We start from the raw sequence: 19,969 nt of genomic DNA, 5'->3' as shown, positions 1-19,969 counted from the left end.
CGGTGTTTCAGGAGGAGAGGCGCGCCTTCAGGCGCTGGCTGACCTGTGCCATGTCGACGCGACCCTGGACCTGCGGTCGCAGCAGGTTCATCGCCTTGCCCATGTCCTGCGGACCCTGGGCGCCGCTGTCGACGATGCTGCGCTCGATCAGGGCGTCGATCTCATGGTCGTCCAGGGGCTTGGGCATGAAGTCCTGGAGCACGAGGATCTCGGCAGCCTCGACCTCGGCGAGGTCCTGGCGGCCGGCGTCGCTGAACTGGCGCTGGGCGTCGCGGCGCTGCTTGATCATCCGGTCGAGGATCAGCAGGGCTCGGGCGTCATCCACCTCGATGCGTTCGTCGACTTCGACGCGCTTGATGTCCGCGAGGGCCAGGCGTAACGTGGTCAGCCGCGGCTTGTCCTGGGCGCGCATGGCGACCTTGACGGCGTCGAGGAGGCGGGATTTGATTTCGCTCATGGCGGAAAGCCGAAAGCCCGGCCGGGGCCGGGCTGAGGCACGATCACTGACGCGTGGGCGTCGAGTGGATCAGTACAGGCGCTCGCGACGGCGCTGTTCGCGCTGTACTTTCTTCGCGTGGCGCTTCACTGCGGCAGCGGCCTTGCGCTTGCGCTCGGCAGTGGGCTTCTCGTAGAACTCGCGGCTGCGAACTTCAGCCAGTACACCTGCTTTTTCGCAGGAGCGCTTGAAACGACGCAGGGCTACGTCGAAGGGTTCGTTCTCTTTTACTTTGACGGCTGGCATCCAGGTCGTACCTTCACTGATTACCGGGGGTTGAACGTACTCCGGCAAGGTGGCGCGGATACGTCGGTTTTCAAGGGTTGCGGATATTAACGGTTCGGCCGGAGGAATGCAAAGCCTCCGATCGAAAAACACTGGTCTGGCGCAAAGCCGCCGATTATCATGCGCGGCTTCGTATTTGCCAAGCTCTAAGGCTCAAGCCCATGCGCGTGCTGGGACTGGAAACGTCCTGCGACGAAACCGGCGTCGCCCTTTACGACAGCGAACGCGGCCTGCTGGCCGACGCGCTGTTCAGTCAGATCGACCTCCATCGCGTCTACGGCGGCGTCGTGCCCGAGCTGGCCTCGCGCGACCACGTCAAGCGCATGCTGCCGCTGATCCGCCAGGTGCTCGACGAGTCCGGCTGCACGCCGGCGGATATCGACGCGATCGCCTATACCGCCGGCCCCGGCCTGGTCGGCGCCCTGCTGGTGGGGGCTTCCTGTGCCCAGGCGATGGCCTTCGCCTGGGGCGTGCCGGCGGTCGGCGTGCACCACATGGAAGGGCACCTGCTGGCGCCCATGCTGGAAGAGCAGCCGCCGCGGTTCCCGTTCGTCGCCTTGCTGGTTTCCGGCGGTCACACCCAGTTGGTGCGGGTGGACGGCATCGGTCGCTACCAGTTGCTTGGCGAATCGGTGGACGACGCCGCCGGCGAAGCCTTCGACAAGACCGCCAAGCTGATCGGCCTGGGCTATCCCGGCGGTCCGGAAATCGCCCGCCTGGCGGAGCTCGGCACTCCTGGCCGCTTCGTGTTCCCGCGGCCGATGACCGATCGCCCCGGCCTGGACTTCAGCTTCAGCGGGCTCAAGACCTTTACCCTGAACACCTGGCAGCGTTGCGTCGAGGCCGGCGACGACAGCGAGCAGACCCGCTGCGACATCGCCCTGGCGTTCCAGACCGCGGTGGTCGAGACCCTGCTGATCAAGTGCCGTCGCGCCTTGAAGCAGACCGGCCTGAAGAACCTGGTGATCGCCGGCGGCGTCAGCGCCAACCAGGCGCTGCGCAGCGGCCTGGAAAAGATGCTCGGCGAAATGAAGGGGCAGGTGTTCTACGCCCGCCCGCGCTTCTGCACCGACAATGGCGCGATGATCGCCTACGCCGGCTGCCAGCGCCTGCTCGCCGGCCAGCATGACGGCCCGGCGATCAGCGTCCAGCCGCGCTGGCCGATGGAGTCGCTGCCGGCGGTCTGAGTGGCCGCCAGGTCGCAGTCAGGCAGGTGTCGATGACGCAGCTGGGCCAGACTGCATGAAGTTTTTTCCTTTTATGGATTAGAAATGCCGTTCGCGGCCGGCGAACAGATCGCGTAAGTTGGCGCGGTGCCGCCAGACGATCAGGCCGGTCAGCACGGTCATCGGCAGCAGCGCTCCGGGCTGCTGCCAGGCCAGCAACGGCAGGGTCAGCGGGGTGGCCACCAGCGAGGCGAGCGAGCTGGTGCGCGACAGCTTGAAGGTCAGCAGCCAGGCCGCCGCGGCCAGCAGTACGGCCGGCGGATAGAGGCCGAGGAGCATGCCCGCGGCGGTGGCGACACCCTTGCCGCCGCGGAAGTTGAAGTACAGCGGGTACAGGTGGCCGATCACGGCGGCGATGCCGACCCAGGCCTCCTCCATCACGCCGAGCCCCAGCCAGCGGGCGACCAGCACCGGCAGCAGGCCTTTGCCGACGTCGCCGAGCAGGGTCAGGATGGCGAGTTTCTTCCCGGCGACGCGCAGCATGTTGGTCGCGCCGGGGTTGCCGGAACCGCTGGCGCGCGGGTCCTGGGTGCCGAACCAGCGGCTGAGCAGGACGGCGAAGGAGAGGGAACCGAGCAGGTAGGCGAGGATCGCCAGTAGCCAGACCATGGATTCCACCGAGGACGAGGATGTCCTCGATTCTAACGGGGCGGCGCACGCTTGTCGTGGCATCCCTTGGAGCGGGTAGCGAAGTGGACAGAGTTTTTATCGAAGGCTTGGAGGTCGATACCGTCATCGGCGTGTACGACTGGGAGCGCGGCATCCGTCAGTGCCTGCGCCTGGACCTGACCCTGGGCTGGGACAACCGTCCGGCCGCCGCGGGCGACAATCTCGCCCTGGCGCTGGACTATGCCGCGTTGTCCGAGCGGGTGCAGGAGTTCGCCCGGGAATCGCATTTCCAGTTGGTGGAAACCTTCGCCGAGCGCCTCGCCGAGGTACTGATGGGCGAGCGCGGCATTCCCTGGCTGCGCATCCGCGTGACCAAGCCCGGCGCGGTGCCGGCGGCCCGTGGCGTTGGCGTGGAGATCGAACGCGGATGTCGCTGATCCCGGTCTACCTCGGCCTCGGCAGCAATGTCGAGCGTGAGCGCCATCTGCATGCCGGCCTCGATGCGCTGGCCGCTTTCCTTCATGACCTGCGTTGTTCGCCGGTATTCGAGAGCGAGCCGGTGGGTATCAAGAGCGGGCCGTTCTTCAACCTGGTGGTGTCTGCCCGCACCGATCTGCCGCTGGCCGAACTGAGCCTGCGACTCAAGCACATCGAGGCCGACAATGGCCGCTATGCGCCAGAGCGCAAGGGGCTGCCGCTGGATATCGACGTGCTGTTCTACGGCGACCTGGTGGGCGATTTCGATGGCCTGGTGCTGCCGCGCGCCGAAGTGCTGAAGAACGCTTTCGTGCTCTGGCCCTTGTCCGAGCTGGCGCCGAACCTGGAGCATCCGGTCGCCCGCCAGCCGCTGGGCGATCTCTGGCGCGAGACGAGGATCCAGCAGAAGCTCTGGCCGGCGCCATTCGAATGGCGTGGCCAGGCGTTGACTCCCGAAGCGCTGCTTCAGGCCTTTCCGCGTTCTTCCTTGTAGGCCTTGAGTGCGGCGAGGCGCGCACGCTTCAGCGCCTCGCCCAGTTCCGCGCCCTTCAAGCCCTTTTCCACCAGCGGCTTCACGCTGACTGCCCGCGCTGCCTGCGCCGCGCCGAGCAGGTAGGCGGCCTGCGGATAGTCCCGCTGTTCCAGGCCGAGGCGGCCGCGTGCGTCCATCTCGCTGGCGGCGACGAACTCCTCGAAACGCTGCGGGCGGCGATACACGTCGAAGCTCTGCAACAGCTCCAGCAGTGTATTCGGGCGCAGCTCCAGCGCCCGATGGGCGTGGGTGTGGTACTCGCCCACCAGGCGCGCCAGTTCCTGGCAGTCGCGCGGCACCCTGAAGCGCTGGTTCACCGCATCGATCAACGGCACGCCGCGAGCCTCGTGGGCGATATGGCGGGGCCAGTCCGCTTCGCTGGTGAGTCCCTTGCCCAGGTCGTGCAGCAGGCAGGCCCAGCGTACGCTGAGCGGCTGCCGGTGGCGGGCGCATTGCTGCAATACCGACAGGACATGGACGCCGGTATCGATTTCCGGATGGTGGGCCGCCGGCTGCGGTACGCCGAACAGCGCCTCGACTTCCGGGATCAGTTCGGCCAGGGCGCCGCAGTCGTGCAAGACCTGGATGAAGACCTCGGGGTTGGGTTCCATCAGGGCTCGGGAAATTTCCTTCCAACTGCGCTCCGGGGTCAGCGCCTGCAACTCGCCGGATTCCGCCAGTTGGCGCATCAGGGCGAGGGTTTCGGCGGCGATCCGGAAGCCCAGGCCGGCGTAGCGGGCGGCGAAGCGCGCTACGCGCAGGACCCGCAGGGGATCCTCGGCGAACGCCGGGGAAACGTGGCGCAGCAGGCGCGCCTCGAGGTCGGCCTGGCCGCCGTAGGGGTCTATTACCCGGCCCTGTTCGTCCTCGGCCATGGCGTTGATGGTCAGGTCACGGCGAGTCAGGTCTTCCTCCAGGGTCACCTCGGGGCTGGCATGGAAGGTGAAGCCGCCGTAGCCGCGCCCGCTCTTTCGCTCGGTGCGCGCCAGGGCGTATTCCTCGCCGCTCTGCGGATGAAGGAAGACCGGGAAGTCGGCGCCCACCGGGCGGTAGCCGCGGGCGAGCATCTCGTCGCTGCTGGCACCGACCACCACCCAGTCGATATCGGTGACCGGACGGCCGAGAAGGCGATCGCGCACGGCGCCGCCGACCTTGTAAATCTGCATGGGAATCCTCCGCGTGATAGGCGGAAGTCTACCCCAGGGTGTCCTAGCGGGCGCGTGGAAGCTGCCGGAGCAGGGCGCCGACCGCCAGTTCGAGCTGTTCCGGATTGGCCCTGGCGGGGCTGAGGCCGGTGCTTACCATACCTTCCCAGAGAACGCGCTCCTCCAGGTCGACCAGGCGCACGCGCAATGTCCCGGTTTCGTCGCGCAGACGGTGGATCGCCAGATAAGGCCCCATGCCGGAGGTGGGCGGAAGGTCGGGGCGGAATTCCAGCGGTGCGTCGCGTAGCGCCAGCCAGTAGTAGACGCGGAATTGCGGGGTGGCGCTCTCGTGGTAGCCGTGGGCCGCCAGTCCCTGGCGCAGCTCTGCGTTTATCAGCGGATAGCGGTTGCGGTAGGGCAGGGCGTCGACCGCCTGTTCCGGCGGCATCAACTGGAAACCTTGCAGGCCGGGCAGTCCGGCGCTGGCCGGATGGGTCACCCGGGCGCTGGGGATGTGGCTGGCGCAGGTGGCCAGGACGAGGCAGAGCAGGACGATGGCGAACAGGCGCATGGCGGCTCCCGTGGACGGCCGGCTTCTTGTTCTGCTGTGGGCGGCCCCGACCGTGCCGGCATGCTGGCCGGCGGTCGGGGTGGACGTCAACCGATCAAATGGGCGGGATGATCAGGTCCAGGCGCGGGTAGCCTTCCTCGCCCTCGCTGGCGCCCTTGGGCGGCATGTGGTGGGTCTGCACGAGCTGGTCGCCCTGTAGGGTCTCCAGGTGGATATCGAAGCCCCACAAGCGATGCAGGTGCTTGAGCACGTCGGCGGTGGAATCGCTCAGCGGCTGGCGGTCGAACTGCTGGTGGCGCAGGGTCAGCGAGCGGTCGCCGCGACGGTCGACGTTCCAGATCTGGATGTTCGGCTCGCGGTTGCCGAGGTTGTACTGCGCCGCCAGGGTCTCGCGGATGGTGCGGTAGCCGGCTTCGTCGTGGATCGCCGCGACCAGCAGGTCGTCCTTCTGGTCGTCGTCGAGAATGCTGAACAGCTTCAGGTCGCGAATCACCTTGGGCGAGAGGAACTGCAGGATGAAGCTTTCGTCCTTGAAGCTCTTCATGGCGAACTTCAGCGTGGCCAGCCAGTCGCTGCCGGCGATATCCGGGAACCAGCGGCGGTCCTCGTCGGTAGGTTCCTCGCAGATGCGGCGGATGTCGCGGTACATGGCGAAGCCCAGGGCGTAGGGGTTGATGCCGCTGTAGTAGGGGCTGTCGAAGGACGGCTGGTAGACCACGCTGGTGTGGTATTGCAGGAACTCCATCATGAAGCCGTCGTTGACCAGGCCTTCGTCGTAGAGGTCGTTGAGCAGCGTGTAGTGCCAGAAGGTCGCCCAGCCTTCGTTCATCACCTGGGTCTGGCGTTGCGGGTAGAAATACTGGGCGATCTTGCGCACGATGCGGATCACCTCGCGCTGCCAGGGCTCCAGAAGCGGCGCGTTCTTCTCGATGAAGTAGAGGATGTTCTCCTGCGGCTCGCTCGGATAGCGCGCCATGGATTGTTCCTTGTCCTTGCCGCCGACGCGCGGGATGGTCCGCCAGAGGTCATTGACCTGGCGCTGGATCAGTTCCTCGCGCTCCTTCTGCCGCTGCCGCTCCTCTTCCGCGGAAATCGGGTAGGGACGCTTGTAGCGGTCGACACCGTAGTTCATCAGGGCGTGGCAGGAGTCGAGCAGGTCTTCCACCGCGTCGATCCCGTAGCGCTCCTCGCACTGCATGATGTACTGCTTGGCGAACACCAGGTAATCGATGATCGAACTGGCATCGGTCCAGGTGCGGAACAGGTAGTTGCCCTTGAAGAAACTGTTGTGCCCGTAGCAGGCGTGGGCGATCACCAGCGCCTGCATGCACTGGGTGTTTTCCTCCATCAGGTAGGCGATGCAGGGATCGGAGTTGATCACGATCTCGTAGGCCAGGCCCATCTGGCCACGCTTGTAGTTCTTTTCCGTACTGAGGAAGTGCTTGCCGTAGGACCAGTGGTTATAGCCGATCGGCATGCCCACCGAGGCGTAGGCGTCCATCATCTGCTCGGCGGTGATCACCTCGATCTGGTTCGGATAGGTATCCAGGGCATAGCGCTCGGCGATCCTGCTGATTTCCCGGTCGTACTGCTGGATCAGCTCGAAGGTCCATTCCGAGCCGGTGGCGATGGGCTGGCGCTTGCTCATGCGACGAGCCTCCTCTGGAACAGCTCGCGGAACACCGGGTAGATGTCCGATGCCGAGACGATCTGCTGCTGGGCGAAGCTGTCTTCGAAGGCTTCGCGCACGCGCTCGTACTCGAACCACAGGGCCTGGTGTTCGCGCGGGGTGATCTCGACGTAGGTGTAGTACTGGACGAACGGCATGATCTGCTTGAGGAGGATGTCCCGGCACACCGGCGAGTCGTCGTTCCAGTTGTCGCCGTCCGAGGCCTGGGCGGCGTAGATGTTCCACTCATGGGTCGGATAACGCTCGGCCATGATCTCCTGCATCATCTTCAGCGCGCTGGAGACGATGGTGCCGCCGGTCTCGCGGGAGTAGAAGAACTCCTCCTCGTCGACCTCGCGGGCGCTGGTGTGGTGGCGGATGAACACCACTTCGATCTTCTCGTAGTTCCGCTTGAGGAACAGGTAGAGCAGGATGAAGAAGCGCTTGGCGATGTCCTTGGTCGCCTGGGTCATCGAGCCGGAGACGTCCATCAGGCAGAACATCACCGCCTTGGAGGTGGGGTTGGGCTGCTTGACCAGCAGGTTGTACTTGAGATCGAAGGTATCGAGGAACGGCACCCGGTCGATGCGCGCGCGGAGCTTGGCGATTTCCAGCTCGAGTTCCTGGATATCGCCGAGGTTGTCCGGCTCTTCGCGCTTGATCCGCTCCAGTTCCTTCAGCGCCGCGCGCAGCTTGGCCCGGCTGCCGCCGGACAGCGCGATGCGCCGCGCATGGGCCGAGCGCAGGGTGCGGACGATGTTGATGCGCGACGGGTTGCCGTCGTTGCTGATGCCGGCGCGGACGGTCTTGAAGGTGTCGGTGCCGGTGATGTGGCGCTTGACCAGGTTGGGCAGCTCCAGGTCCTCGAACATGAAGTCGAGGAATTCCTCCTGGGTGATCTGGAAGACGAAGTCGTCCATGCCTTCGCCGCTGTTGCTGGCCTTGCCGCCGCCGCGGCCGCCCCCGCCGCCGGATGGACGGGCGATGTGCTCGCCGGCGGTGAATTCCTTGTTGCCGGGGTGGACGACGGTCTGCCGCCCGCCACGGCCATGGTGCAGCACCGGTTCGTCGATATCGCGCCCGGGAATGCTGATCTGCTCGCCGTGCTCCATGTCGGTAATGGAACGCCGGCTGACGGCCTCCTCGACGGCCTTCTTGATGTGTTCACGGTAGCGCCTCAGGAAGCGCTGGCGGTTCACCGTGCTCTTGTTCTTGCCGTTCAGACGCCGGTCGATGACGTAGCTCATGAATGCTCCTCAGGGCCTGTGGCGCCCCGCCGGAGCGGAGGCGCCGAGGTCCGAATGCGACGGCGACCGGTACGGTCGCAGCGACCGTACCGATGGCAGACTACTGCGACTTGCGAACCCGCAGGTACCATTCCGACAGCAGGCGGACCTGCTTCTCGGTGTAGCCGCGCTCGACCATGCGTTTGACGAAGTCGTTGTGCTTCTGCTGGTCCTCCTTGCTGGCCTTGGCGTTGAAGCTGATGACCGGAAGCAGGTCCTCGGTGTTGGAGAACATCTTCTTCTCGATCACTACGCGCAGCTTCTCGTAGGACAGCCAGCTCGGGTTCTTGCCGTTGTTGCCGGCGCGGGCGCGCAGCACGAAGTTGACGATCTCGTTGCGGAAGTCCTTCGGGTTGCTGATGCCCGCGGGTTTCTCGATCTTCTCCAGTTCCTCGTTGAGGGCGGCGCGGTTGAGGATCTCGCCGGTTTCCGGGTCGCGGTATTCCTGGTCCTGGATCCAGAAGTCGGCGTACAGCACATAGCGGTCGAAGATGTTCTGACCGTATTCGCTGTAGGACTCCAGGTAGGCGGTCTGGATTTCTTTGCCGATGAACTCGACGTAGCGCGGCGCCAGGTATTCCTTGATGAAGCGCAGGTAGCGCTCGCGGGTTTCCGGCTGGAACTGTTCCTGCTCGATCTGCTGTTCGAGGACGTAGAGCAGGTGTACCGGGTTGGCCGCTACCTCGTGCGGGTCGAAGTTGAATACCTTGGAGAGGATCTTGAAGGCGAAGCGGGTGGAAAGCCCGGCCATGCCTTCGTCGACCCCGGCCGAGTCGCGGTATTCCTGGATCGACTTGGCCTTGGGATCGGTATCTTTCAGGTTTTCGCCGTCATATACCCGCATCTTCGAGTAGATATTCGAGTTTTCCGGCTCTTTCAGCCTCGACAGCACGGAGAACTGCGAGAGCATCTTCAGGGTGTCCGGCGCGCAGTGGGCATGCGCCAGCGAGCTGTTGACCAGCAACTTGTCGTAGATCTTGATCTCGTCCGCCACGCGCAGGCAGTACGGCACCTTGACGATGTAGATGCGGTCGATGAAGGCCTCGTTGTTCTTGTTGTTGCGGAAACTGTGCCATTCCGATTCGTTGGAGTGAGCCAGGATGATGCCGCTGTAGGGCAGGGCGCCGAGACCTTCGGTGCTGTTGTAGTTGCCTTCCTGGGTCGCGGTCAGCAGCGGGTGCAGGACCTTGATCGGGGCCTTGAACATCTCGACGAATTCCATCAGGCCCTGGTTGGCCCGGCAGAGGGCGCCCGAATAGCTGTAGGCGTCCGCGTCGTTCTGCGGGTATTCCTCCAGCTTGCGGATGTCGACCTTGCCGACCAGCGCGGATATATCCTGGTTGTTCTCGTCGCCGGGTTCGGTCTTGGCGATGGCGATCTGGTTGAGGATCGAGGGGTACAGCTTGACCACGCGGAACTGGCTGATGTCGCCGCCGAACTCGTTGAGGCGCTTGGTTGCCCAGGGCGACATGATCGAGCGCAGGTAGCGCCTCGGGATGCCGTAGTCCTCCTCGAGGATGGCGCCGTCTTCGTCGGGGTTGAACAAGCCCAGCGGCGACTCGAAGACCGGTGAGCCCTTGATCGCGTAGAAGGGCACCTTCTCCATCAGTTGCTTGAGTTTTTCCGCCAGGGAGGATTTACCGCCGCCGACCGGGCCGAGCAGGTAAAGGATCTGCTTCTTCTCCTCCAGGCCCTGGGCCGCGTGGCGGAAGAACGCGACGATCTGGTCGATGCATTCCTCCATGCCGTGGAAGTCGGCGAACGCCGGGTAGCGGCGAATCACCTTGTTGGAGAAGATCCGCGACAGCCTGGAGTCCACCGAGGTGTCCAGCAATTCCGGCTCGCCGATCGCCATCAGCAGGCGCTCGGCGGCAGAGGCATAGGCTGTCTTGTCTTGCTTGCAGAGGTCGAGATATTCCTGGAGGGAATATTCCTCTTGGCGGGTCGCTTCGAAGCGTTCCTGGAAGTGACTGAAAATGCTCATGACGTCTCCTCGCTCGATGCAGTGAGCCGGCGCGGGATCGGTCGTGCGGGTGCGGGGGGGCCGCCAGCCAGGCCGGCGAGAATCCCCCAGACTCCGTCGCTGCACGGTGCTTCCCTTTCCGCCAGCGCTCCTAACGGTCACAGCCGATGGCCCGGAAGCCGGTGTGCCGGCTCTCCCCTGTTTTGGATGGCCTGAGGAAAAGAATAGTTCGTTCTGGACGGAGTAAAGGAAGAAAGGCGAGAGAAGTTACAGTTTTTTTGGCGGGGTAGCGGCGCGGCCTACTCCGCTTCGCCGCTGCTGGTATCCGCGGGATAGACGCTGCGCCATAGCTCGAAGCCGCCGTCGAGGCTGTAGACGTCGCTGAAGCCCTGCTGGATGAAATAGGCGGCGGCGCTCTGGCTGGAGTTACCGTGGTAGCAGACCACCACCAGCGGAGCGTCGAGGTCGGCGGCGGCGATGAAGTCCGCCACCGAGTGGTTGTCGATGTGCCGCGAGCCGCTGATGTGGCCGACAGCGAAGCTCTGCGGGTCGCGGATGTCGACCACCTGGGCGCCGTTTTCGCGGAGCTGGCGGGCCTGTTCGGGGGCGATGCGCTGGAAGGTGTCGCTCATGTCGGGGTACCTGTGTACAGGGCGTCCACCGGACGCCGGGGATTCATGCGGGCGTGGCGGCGGGTCTGGCCGGCGCGCGCTGTTCGGCGCAATCGCAGCTCAGGCGTTCGCCGCTGTCGACGTTCAGCAGGGTCATCCGCGCGCCCCAGACGCAGCCGGTGTCCAGGGCGAACAGGCCGGGCTCGTCGCAGTGGCCTTCGAGGGCCGCCCAGTGGCCGAAGATGATCTTCTCACCGCGGGTCTTGCGCGAAGGGAAGCTGAACCAGGGGGCGTAGCCGGGCGGCGCGGTGTCGAGGCCTTCCTTGCTCTTCAGGTCGAGCTTGCCATCTTCGGTGCAGAAACGCATACGGGTGAAGTAGTTGGTGATCACCCTCAGGCGGTCGATGCCATGCAGCTTCTTGTCCCACTTGGCCGGCTCGTTGCCGTACATGCCGTCGAGGAACAGCGGCAGGCGCTGGTCGTCGCGCAATGCTTGCTCCACCTCGGCTGCGCGCAGGCGGGCTTTTTCCAGGCTCCACTGCGGGGGGATGCCGGCATGCACCAGGGCGACCTTGCGTTGTTCGTCGTAGTGCAGCAGCGGCAGGCGACGCAGCCAGTCGAGCAGTGGCTCGCGGTCCGGCGCCTCGAGGATTTCCCGCAGCGTGTCGGACTTCTTCAGGCGCTCGGACTTGTGCGCCACCGCCAGCAGGTGCAGGTCGTGGTTGCCCAGGACGCTGACCACCGACTCGCGCATGGCATAGAGGAAGCGCAGCGTCTCCAGGGACTGCGGGCCGCGGTTGACCAGGTCGCCGACCAGCCACAGGCGGTCCTTGGTCGGGTCGAAGGCGACGCGCTCCAGCAGGCATTTCAGGGGATCCAGGCAACCCTGCAGGTCGCCTACCGCGTAGACCGCCATCAGTGCAGCGCTCCCGGTACGGCCAGGCGAAACACCGGGATCGCGGCGTCGAAGGCGATTCCGTCGCTGCCGAGCATCTGATAGCTGCCGCGCATGCTGCCGACCCGGGTCGCCAGCACCGTGCCGCTGGTGTAGGTGTGTTGCGCGCCGGGGGCGATCAGCGGTTGCTCGCCGACCACGCCGGCGCCGCGAACTTCCTGGGTACGGCCGTCGCCGTCGGTGATGATCCAGTGGCGCGACAGCAGTTGGGCCGGAACCTCGCCCTGATTCTCGATGGTCACCGTGTAGGCGAAGGCGAAACGGTTCTGCTCCGGGGCGGACTGTTCCGGAAGGTAGCGGGTGTCGACCCTGACGTTGACCTGGTGCTGGGTATCGCTCATACGGCTTGCCTGATTCCTGACGAGTGTCTCACCAGACTAACGATTGCCTGGCAGCTCGGCCAGCCGGTTGGCCAGGCGGACGAATGCGGCCAGGTCGAGTTGTTCGGGACGAAGGGTCGGATCGACCTCTGCGGCCTCGATGTCCTCGACGCTCAGGAGAGGCTTGAGGGTGTTGCGCAGGGTCTTGCGGCGCTGGTTGAAGGCCTCGCGGACCACCCGTTCGAGCAGTTTCGGGTCGCGTGCCGGATGGGGCGGCTCGGCGAAGGGGGTGAGACGGACGATGGCCGAGTCGACCTTGGGCGGCGGGTTGAACGCGCCGGGGCCGACGTTGAACAGGTGCTCCACCCGACAGTGATACTGGACCATGATCGAGAGCCGGCCCCAGTCTCCGCCGCCCGGCGTGGCCGCCAGGCGCTCGACCACTTCCTTCTGCAGCATGAAGTGCATGTCCTCGATCACCGGCGCGTGCTCCAGCAGATGGAAGATCAGTGGCGTGGAGATGTTGTAGGGCAGGTTGCCGACCACTCGCAGCTTCTCGCCGCTCTCCACCAGCGAGGTGAAATCGAACTTGAGGGCGTCGCCCTGGTGCAGGCTGAAGCGCGACTCGAGGCCGAATTTCAGCTTCAACAGGGGGATCAGGTCCTGGTCGAGCTCGATCACGTCCAGGCGTGCGCCGCTGCCCAGCAGTCCCTCGGTCAGGGCGCCCTGGCCCGGGCCGATCTCCAGCAGGCGCTGACCCTCGCGGGCATGGATGGCACGGAGGATGCGGTGAATCACCCCGGCATCGTGCAGGAAGTTCTGGCCGAAGCGCTTGCGCGCGCGGTGTTGGTAAAGCTCGGACATTGGAAACGGTTCCAGGCTGCGGGCCCCAGGCCAAGGCGGGAGGCGCGGATGCGAAAGGGCGCCATTTTAACAGCGAAGCGTCGGGCCGGCAGGGCTAAACGATGGCCGACCGCCGTCAGCAGCGGCTGGCCGCCATCTGGTAGGCGGTTTCCAGGGCGACCTGCAGGCTGCCGCTATCGATGCGGCCGCTTCCGGCCAGGTCGAGCGCGGTACCGTGGTCGACAGAGGTGCGGATGATCGGCAGGCCGAGGGTCACGTTCACGGCGGCACCGAAGCCCTTGTACTTGAGCACGGGGAGACCCTGGTCGTGGTACATCGCCAGCACCGCGTCGCAATGCTCCAGATGCTTGGGAGTGAACAGGGTGTCGGCCGGCAGCGGGCCGACCAGGTCGAGGCCTTCGCCACGCAGGCGCTCGAGGCAGGGTTCGATCACCTCGATCTCTTCCCGGCCCAGGTGACCGCCTTCGCCGGCGTGCGGGTTGAGTCCGCAGACCAGGATGCGCGGATGGGCGATGCCGAACTTGTCGCGCAGGTCGGCGTGGAGGATGCGCGCGACCCGGGACAGGCGCTCGTCGCTAATGGCGTCGGCGACCTCGCGCAGCGGCAGATGGGTGGTCGCCAGGGCCACGCGCAGGCCGCGAGTGGCCAGCATCATCACCACCTGGGCGGTGTGGGTGAGGTCGGCGAGGAATTCGGTATGGCCGGAAAAGGGGATGCCGGCTTCGTTGATCACGCCCTTGTGCACCGGTGCGGTGATCATCCCGGCGAAGTGCCCGTCGAGGCAGCCCTGGCCGGCGCGGGTCAGGGTTTCCAGGACGTAGGCGGCGTTGGCTCGGTCCAATTGCCCGGGCCGGACCGGGGCGGCCAGGGGCGTATCCCATACGTACAGTTGGCCGGCTTTGGCCGGTCGCTCTGGCCAGGCGGCCGGGGAAACGTCCTTAAGGTCGATCGCCAGGCCCAGTTGGCCGGCGCGCTCTTGCAGGAGCGTGCGGCTGGCGATGGCGATCAGGGGGTGGGGCTGGGCGGAGCGGGCGAGCAGCAGGCACAGATCGGGTCCGATACCTGCCGGCTCGCCGGGAGTGAGCGCGAAGCGCAGGCTCACTGCTTGATTTCCACGTAGGCCTCGTCGCGGATCTGCCGCAGCCAGGCTTGCAGTTCCTCGTCATACTTGCGGTTGCGCAGTACGCTTACCGCCTGCTGCTCGCGGAACTTCTCGCTGCTGTCGGTGGCGCGACGGCCGAGGACCTGCAGGATGTGCCAGCCGAACTGCGAGCGGAACGGCTTGGACAGCTCGCCCTGCGGGGTATCGTTCATCACCTGGCGGAACTCGGGCACCAGGGCTTCCGGATCGATCCAGTTCAGGTCGCCGCCGTTGAGGGCGGAACCCGGATCTTCGGAGAAGCTCTTCGCCAGTTCGCCGAAGTCTTCCCCGGACTGGATGCGCTCGTACAGCTTCTGCGCCAGCTTCTCGGTCTCCGCTTCGCTGCGGATTTCGCTGGGCTTGAGCAGGATATGGCGGACATGCACTTCGTCACGGACCATCTTGCTGCCGCCGCGCTTCTCTTCCAGCTTGAGGATGATGAAGCCGCCGGGGGTGCGGACAGGCTCGGTGACGTCGCCGACGGCCAGGGAGCCGATCATGCTGTCGAACGGCTGCGGCAACTGGGCGGCCTTGCGCCAGCCGATCTCGCCGCCTTCCAGGGCGTTGTCGCCGGCCGAGCGGGAAATCGCCAGTTGGCCGAAGTCGGCGCCCTGCTTGAGCTGCTGGTAAAGCTCCTGGGCCTGCTTTGCGGCGGCGTGGATCACGTCCGAGGACGCGGCTTCCGGCACCGGGATCAGGATATTGGCCAGGCGGTACTCTTCGGAAAGCTGGATCTTGCCCATGTCCGAGGCGAGGAAGTTCTTCACCTCCTGCTCGCTGACCTGGATGCGCTCGGCGACCCGGCGCTGACGCACACGGCTGATCACCATCTCGCGACGGACCTGCTCGCGGGCGTCGGCGTAGGACAGGCCGTCGCGGGTGAGGGCGGCCTGGAACTGCTCCAGGCTCATGCCGTTGCGCTGGGCGATGGTGCCCATCGCCTGGTTCAGCTCCTCGTCGGAGATACGGATGCCGGAGCGGTCGCCGATCTGCTGCTGGATGTTCTCGATGATCAGGCGTTCCAGCACCTGCTGGGTCAGCACGTGCTCGGGCGGCAGCGGCGCGCCGCGCTTGAGCAGCGTCTGGTGCACTTCGCGCAGGCGCTGGTCGAGCTGGCTCTGCATGATCACATCGTTGTCGACGATGGCGACGACCCGGTCCAGTGGTACCACTTCGGCATGCGCGAAGGAGCAAAGGAGTGCTGCGCCCAATGCAAGGGGGCGCAGCCGGTTACATAGCTTGATCTTCACGTTGACGATAACCTTGGATGCCTTTGTCGAGGAACATTTCCGTCTTGTTGCCTACGATGCCGCCGAGGCCCTTCAGGACGATCTGCAGGAAGATGCCGCGGTCGGCCTTCTCGCTCTGCACGAGGAAGGCGTCATCGTCCACATCCAGCCAGTAGCGGTTGATCAGGCGCAGCTTCCAGCAGCAGCTGTCGTATTCGAAGCCGCCGAAGGCCTCGAGGGTGCGGTTCTTGTTGTAGTCGTACTGCCAGCGGGCGAGCACGGACCACTGCGGCACCAGCGGCCAGATGACCGAGAAATCGTGCTGCTTGATGATGTCGTTTTCGTTGCCATATCGGAATGTGCCGCGGGAGGAATCAAAGCGCCGAGCATCTGCACGATAGCGATAGCCAACGTTGACCACCTTGCCCGGATCGACTTCGGGCTGGTAGTGGAAGATGGCGCTACCGGACTCAGTACGACTGGTGTTGGGGTTCCAATTGAAGTCGGAGTTGATGCGCCAGTCGCGGTTGAAACGGTACTGGCCGGCAAAGGCGTAGGGAGAGCGCCAGCTGTCATTGTCCAAGCCGCTGGGATCTAGGTTGAGTCGCTTCAGATCCTTCTCGGTTAGGCCTGGTAGTTGGACGCGACGATCACGGAAGTAGTAAATCTGGCCGGCACTGATGCTGGCGCGTTCGAAACCGTTCTCTTCGATGAAACGACTGGTGACGCCCAGGGACAACTGGTTGGCATCGCCGATACGATCCTTACCGGTAAAGCGGTTCTCGCGCCACAGAGAGTCGTAACTGAAGGACGGTTCACTGGTATCGAAGACCGGCAGGCTGTCTTGGTCCTTATATGGAACGTACAAGTACATGGCACGCGGCTCGAGAGTTTGGCGGAATGGTGTGCCGGCAAAGGTGGTGTCTCGGTCGAAATACAGGCCGCTGTCGACCTTAACCAAAGGGAGCGAACGGTCCTGATTGCTGTCAAAGGACTCATCTCTTTTATTCAGGTCGGTCTTGCCCTGGCTATCCAAGTCTAGATCGTACTTTGTATACAAATATTTCAATGTGGGTGTCACATAACCCCAGCTGCGCGTCATTGGCAAACTCATGCCCGGCTCCAGATGCATACGGTCTCCCGTTGCTCGGGCAAGGCCTTGAAGTGACGCATCTGGGCGTTTGCCGCGGATGCTGCCGTCGTCATTGAAATAGATATTTTCGTCTAGATCTCGATCGAATCGAACGAACTCGGTGCCATAGGTGAATTGCATTCCACCTGGGTTGTAGGGCAGGAAACCGTCGAAGGTAATCTGTGGCAGCCGGTCGTACGGGGTTACATCGGTGGTGGTCGCCAACTGGTACGCCTGCGCATTCAAACGGCCAGTAAAGGTGTCCCCGCGATAGGTCAGAGTGCCCCGTTGGTTGACGTACGTAGTGCTGCCTACGCCAAGGTCAGTATCCAGATCCTGGAAGTAATAGGGATCACTGATCCGCGTGTAGTCGACCTCGGCCAGCCAGCGCGAATCGAGGCCGGTGGTGTTCTTGAGACCGTACAGCCAGCGGTCCTTGCTGTAGTCCGGGAAACCTTCGCGGTGATCGTCCTTGTCGTTAAGGTAGGCAGCGTTGACGATACCTTCGCTGCTGTGGGTCAGGTAGCGGAACTCGCCTTCCAGCATCATGCCGCGCTTGGCCATGTAGCGCGGGTACAACGTGGCGTCGTAGTTCGGCGCCAGGTTGAAGTAGTACGGGGTGACCAGGGTGAAGCCGGTGTCGCTGGTGCTGCTGAAGCTCGGCGGCAGGAAACCGGACTGGCGGCGGTCGTCGATCGGGAAATAGATGTACGGGGTGTAGAACACCGGGAAATCTTTGACCCGCAGGGTCGCGTTGGTCGCGGTGCCGAAGCCGGTGGCCGGGTTCAGCTTGACGTTGTTGCCCTTCAGGGTCCAGGCGTTGCTGCTCGGTTCGCAGCGGGTGTAGGTGCCATCCTTGAGCATGATGATGGCGTTCTCGCTGCGCTTGGCGTAAAGCGCGCTGCCGCGGGCATGGGCCTTGTGGATCACGTACTCGGCGTTGTCGACCTGGGCTTCGCCGTTGTCCAACTGGACCTGGGCGTGGTCGCCGACCACCAGCATGCCCTTGTCGCGCAGCTTGACGTTGCCGACCAGTTCGCCGCGGTTTTCCAGCTGGTGCAGGTTGGCCTCGTCGCCTTCCACCTGCATGCTGCCCTGGCGCAGGACCACGTCACCGGCGAGGGTGGCGATCTGTTTTTCCTGCTCGTAGCGCGAAGCCTTGGCGGATACGTAGGTCGGGCTCTCGTCGCTGGGCGCGCCGTCATCCATGCCCGGACGCACCGGCTCGATGTAGGAGCCGCCGCAATAGGGGCCGATTTCCGCCAACTGGGCGGCGGTCAGTTTTTCCCGAGGAATCCAGTCGAGGTGCGAGTAGTCCGCACTGCGGGATTTCAGCGCGCGACCGCCGGACTCGGTGACCAGGCGCTGGGTCGGCTCTGCCTCGACGGTTTCGCCTCCGCTGCCGGACACGCTGCTGCCCGCCGCGGCGGTGCTGACCGAGGTCGCGGTATGCGCCGGGCGCGGTGGCAGGTTGGCATTGGCGTTCTGCAGCGGGGAGCAATCCCAGCCGCCGGTGGCCGATACCTTGCAGTCGAACTGATCGGCGGCCTGTACAGTCAATGCTGCGACCGGCTGCAGAGCCAGCAGGCTGCCGGTGACCAGCAGGGGAAACTTTCTTCGAAACACGAGGGATTTCACTGCCATCTTGTTAATCCGGGCTTCCTGCGCGCCATCGGCCCGGTGGGCCGCACGCCTCTCGATGGGCTGAAAAAGATGCTGGATAATAAAGCATGACCTGCGCAACGGCTAGGGCCGTGGAGAACCCCGTAAATGTCTGATGATGCCCGTTTCCAGCAGCTGAATCGCTGGTTGGACTCTTGTTTGCCCGAGTTGTTCGTTGCCGAAGGTTGGGGGGAAGTGCCCCCCGCCGAACTGATCCCGGCCAGTAGCGACGCCAGCTTCCGTCGTTATTTCCGCTGGCAGGGAGGGGACCGCAGCCTGGTGGTGATGGACGCGCCGCCGCCCCAGGAAGACTGCCGACCGTTCGTCAAGGTCGCCGGACTGCTCGCCGGAGCCGGCGTGCATGTGCCGAGGATTCTCGCCCAGGACCTGGAGAATGGTTTCCTGCTGCTCAGTGACCTGGGCCGGCAGACCTACCTCGACGTGCTTCATCCCGGGAATGCCGACGAGCTGTTCGAACCGGCCCTGGATGCGCTGATCGCCTTCCAGAAGGTCGATGTCGCCGGTGTCCTGCCTGCCTACGACGAAGCGGTGCTGCGCCGCGAGCTGCAGCTGTTCCCCGACTGGTACCTGGCCCGCCACCTCGGCGTGGAACTGGAGGGCGAGACGCTGGCCCGCTGGCAGCGGATCTGCGACCTGCTGGTACGCAGCGCGCTGGAGCAGCCGCGGGTGTTCGTCCATCGCGACTATATGCCGCGCAACCTGATGCTCAGCGAGCCCAACCCGGGTGTCCTCGATTTCCAGGACGCCCTGCACGGCCCGGTCACCTATGATGTCACCTGCCTGTACAAGGACGCCTTCGTCAGTTGGCCGGAGCCGCGCGTGCATGCCGCGCTGAACCGTTACTGGAAGAAGGCGACCTGGGCCGGTATCCCGCTGCCGCCAAGCTTCGAGGACTTCCTCCGCGCCAGCGACCTGATGGGCGTGCAGCGCCACCTGAAGGTAATTGGCATCTTCGCCCGTATCTGTCACCGCGACGGCAAACCGCGCTACCTGGGCGACGTGCCGCGCTTCTTCCGTTATCTGGAAACCGCCGTGGCGCGCCGTCCCGAGCTGGCCGAACTGGGCGAGCTGCTGGCCTCGCTGCCGCAGGGAGCCGAGGCATGAAGGCGATGATCCTCGCCGCCGGGCGTGGCGAGCGCATGCGGCCGACCACCCTGCACACGCCCAAGCCGCTGATCGAGGCCGCCGGCGTGCCATTGATCGAGCGTCAGTTGCTGGCGCTGCGCCAGGCCGGAGTCGACGACTGGGTGATCAACCATGCCTGGCTTGGCGAGCAGATCGAGGCCTATCTCGGCGACGGTTCGCGCCTGGGCGGGCGGATCGCCTATTCCCCGGAGGGTGAACCGCTGGAAACCGGTGGCGGAATCTTCCGTGCCCTGCCGTTGCTCGGCGAGCAGCCGTTCCTGTTGCTCAACGGCGATGTCTGGAGCGACTTCGACTACTCTCGGCTGCATCTTGCCGACGGCGACCTGGCGCATCTGGTGCTGGTCGACAACCCGGCGCACCATCCCGCCGGCGATTTCCACCTGGATGCCGGCGGACGGGTGGGCGAGACCCGCGAAGCGGGCGGCAACCTGACCTACAGCGGGATCGCCGTACTGCATCCCGCGCTGTTCGAGGGCTGCCAGCCGGGCACCTTCAAGCTGGCGCCGCTATTGCGCAAGGCCATCGCCGCGGGGCGGGTCAGCGGCGAACACCATCGTGGGCAGTGGGTCGACGTCGGTACCCACGAGCGCCTGGCGGAAGTCGAGCGATTGCTGGCGGAGCACGCCTGA

20 protein-coding genes are annotated in these 19,969 nt (G+C 64.9%); 5 read left to right on the top strand and 15 right to left on the bottom strand.

From position 1 onward, the window contains the following. Nucleotides 1-7 precede the first annotated feature (7 nt). Together HMPREF1224_RS24540 and rpsU are read right to left on the bottom strand one after the other, a co-directional pair. Nucleotides 8-457, bottom strand: coding sequence for a GatB/YqeY domain-containing protein (locus tag HMPREF1224_RS24540; RefSeq protein WP_003085042.1), 450 nt, complete (start codon nt 455-457; stop codon nt 8-10). 69 nt (nt 458-526) lie between these two features. After that, nucleotides 527-742 (bottom strand): 30S ribosomal protein S21, encoded by a 216-nt coding sequence (gene rpsU, locus HMPREF1224_RS24535; RefSeq protein ID WP_003085057.1) that lies wholly within the window; start codon nt 740-742, stop codon nt 527-529. 200 nt (nt 743-942) lie between these two features. On the opposite strand from rpsU, the gene tsaD reads away from it, so the two are divergent. Next, entirely contained in the window at nt 943-1,968 is a 1,026-nt protein-coding gene (tsaD, locus tag HMPREF1224_RS24530; RefSeq protein ID WP_003129196.1) for a tRNA (adenosine(37)-N6)-threonylcarbamoyltransferase complex transferase subunit TsaD, read from the top strand. A gap of 78 nt (nt 1,969-2,046) precedes the next feature. Here tsaD and plsY read toward each other — a convergent pair whose 3' ends face one another. Further along, on the bottom strand, nt 2,047-2,616 hold the full coding sequence (gene plsY / locus HMPREF1224_RS24525; protein WP_003085061.1) for a glycerol-3-phosphate 1-O-acyltransferase PlsY: 570 nt from the start codon (nt 2,614-2,616) through the stop codon (nt 2,047-2,049). 83 nt (nt 2,617-2,699) lie between these two features. Between plsY and folB the strand changes: the two genes are divergently transcribed. Together folB and folK are read left to right on the top strand one after the other, a co-directional pair. Then, nucleotides 2,700-3,053 (top strand): dihydroneopterin aldolase, encoded by a 354-nt coding sequence (gene folB, locus HMPREF1224_RS24520; protein ID WP_031628438.1) that lies wholly within the window; start codon nt 2,700-2,702, stop codon nt 3,051-3,053. Beyond that, a complete protein-coding gene (gene folK / locus HMPREF1224_RS24515) occupies nt 3,044-3,586 on the top strand; it encodes a 2-amino-4-hydroxy-6-hydroxymethyldihydropteridine diphosphokinase (RefSeq protein ID WP_003099585.1) in 543 nt (180 codons plus the stop codon). Before folB ends, folK begins: the two co-directional genes overlap by 10 nt. Here the strand turns inward: folK and HMPREF1224_RS24510 are convergent. The 12 genes from HMPREF1224_RS24510 to lptD all read right to left on the bottom strand — a co-directional run bounded on the left by HMPREF1224_RS24510 (nt 3,559) and on the right by lptD (nt 18,155). Next, the gene (locus HMPREF1224_RS24510) at nt 3,559-4,791 is read right to left on the bottom strand and encodes a multifunctional CCA addition/repair protein (RefSeq protein ID WP_003117955.1); all 1,233 of its coding nucleotides are present in this window, start codon (nt 4,789-4,791) and stop codon (nt 3,559-3,561) included. The genes folK and HMPREF1224_RS24510 overlap by 28 nt on opposite strands. Before the next feature lie 43 nt (nt 4,792-4,834). Next, nucleotides 4,835-5,341 (bottom strand): DUF4136 domain-containing protein, encoded by a 507-nt coding sequence (locus tag HMPREF1224_RS24505; protein ID WP_003085071.1) that lies wholly within the window; start codon nt 5,339-5,341, stop codon nt 4,835-4,837. A gap of 94 nt (nt 5,342-5,435) precedes the next feature. Beyond that, a complete protein-coding gene (locus HMPREF1224_RS24500) occupies nt 5,436-6,989 on the bottom strand; it encodes a SpoVR family protein (RefSeq protein WP_003099581.1) in 1,554 nt (517 codons plus the stop codon). Continuing rightward, nucleotides 6,986-8,257 carry a YeaH/YhbH family protein gene (locus HMPREF1224_RS24495; protein ID WP_003099579.1) on the bottom strand — a complete coding sequence of 424 codons (1,272 nt, stop codon included), beginning with the start codon at nt 8,255-8,257 and terminating at the stop codon, nt 6,986-6,988. The genes HMPREF1224_RS24500 and HMPREF1224_RS24495 overlap by 4 nt, the downstream gene beginning before the upstream one ends. A gap of 100 nt (nt 8,258-8,357) precedes the next feature. Then, a complete protein-coding gene (locus tag HMPREF1224_RS24490; RefSeq protein ID WP_003085078.1) occupies nt 8,358-10,280 on the bottom strand; it encodes a PrkA family serine protein kinase in 1,923 nt (640 codons plus the stop codon). A gap of 278 nt (nt 10,281-10,558) precedes the next feature. Then, nucleotides 10,559-10,891: a thiosulfate sulfurtransferase GlpE gene (gene glpE, locus HMPREF1224_RS24485; protein WP_003099577.1), complete on the bottom strand. Its 333-nt coding sequence runs from the start codon at nt 10,889-10,891 to the stop codon at nt 10,559-10,561. A gap of 43 nt (nt 10,892-10,934) precedes the next feature. Then, a complete protein-coding gene (locus tag HMPREF1224_RS24480) occupies nt 10,935-11,786 on the bottom strand; it encodes a symmetrical bis(5'-nucleosyl)-tetraphosphatase (RefSeq protein ID WP_003099572.1) in 852 nt (283 codons plus the stop codon). Then, the gene (apaG, locus tag HMPREF1224_RS24475) at nt 11,786-12,166 is read right to left on the bottom strand and encodes a Co2+/Mg2+ efflux protein ApaG (RefSeq protein ID WP_003085085.1); all 381 of its coding nucleotides are present in this window, start codon (nt 12,164-12,166) and stop codon (nt 11,786-11,788) included. The genes HMPREF1224_RS24480 and apaG overlap by 1 nt, the downstream gene beginning before the upstream one ends. Nucleotides 12,167-12,202: 36 nt before the next feature. Beyond that, a complete protein-coding gene (rsmA, locus tag HMPREF1224_RS24470) occupies nt 12,203-13,009 on the bottom strand; it encodes a 16S rRNA (adenine(1518)-N(6)/adenine(1519)-N(6))-dimethyltransferase RsmA (RefSeq protein ID WP_003085087.1) in 807 nt (268 codons plus the stop codon). Between the two features lie 115 nt (nt 13,010-13,124). Then, on the bottom strand, nt 13,125-14,111 hold the full coding sequence (gene pdxA, locus HMPREF1224_RS24465; protein ID WP_003117956.1) for a 4-hydroxythreonine-4-phosphate dehydrogenase PdxA: 987 nt from the start codon (nt 14,109-14,111) through the stop codon (nt 13,125-13,127). Next, nucleotides 14,108-15,400, bottom strand: a complete 1,293-nt coding sequence (locus HMPREF1224_RS24460) for a peptidylprolyl isomerase (RefSeq protein ID WP_010793495.1) — start codon at nt 15,398-15,400, stop codon at nt 14,108-14,110. Before HMPREF1224_RS24460 ends, pdxA begins: the two co-directional genes overlap by 4 nt. Continuing rightward, a complete protein-coding gene (gene lptD / locus HMPREF1224_RS24455; RefSeq protein ID WP_003113209.1) occupies nt 15,381-18,155 on the bottom strand; it encodes an LPS-assembly protein LptD in 2,775 nt (924 codons plus the stop codon). Before lptD ends, HMPREF1224_RS24460 begins: the two co-directional genes overlap by 20 nt. A gap of 126 nt (nt 18,156-18,281) precedes the next feature. Here lptD and HMPREF1224_RS24450 point away from each other — a divergent pair, with 126 nt between their 5' ends. Both HMPREF1224_RS24450 and murU read left to right on the top strand, forming a co-directional pair. Continuing rightward, nucleotides 18,282-19,298, top strand: coding sequence for an aminoglycoside phosphotransferase family protein (locus HMPREF1224_RS24450; protein WP_010793494.1), 1,017 nt, complete (start codon nt 18,282-18,284; stop codon nt 19,296-19,298). Further along, nucleotides 19,295-19,969, top strand: a complete 675-nt coding sequence (gene murU / locus HMPREF1224_RS24445; protein WP_010793493.1) for an N-acetylmuramate alpha-1-phosphate uridylyltransferase MurU — start codon at nt 19,295-19,297, stop codon at nt 19,967-19,969. The genes HMPREF1224_RS24450 and murU overlap by 4 nt, the downstream gene beginning before the upstream one ends.

The organism is Pseudomonas sp. P179 (genome assembly GCF_000478485.2).
Lineage (GTDB): Bacteria > Pseudomonadota > Gammaproteobacteria > Pseudomonadales > Pseudomonadaceae > Pseudomonas > Pseudomonas aeruginosa.
Note: the sequence above shows the minus strand (reverse complement) of the source record. Positions and strands in the feature narration are given on the sequence as shown.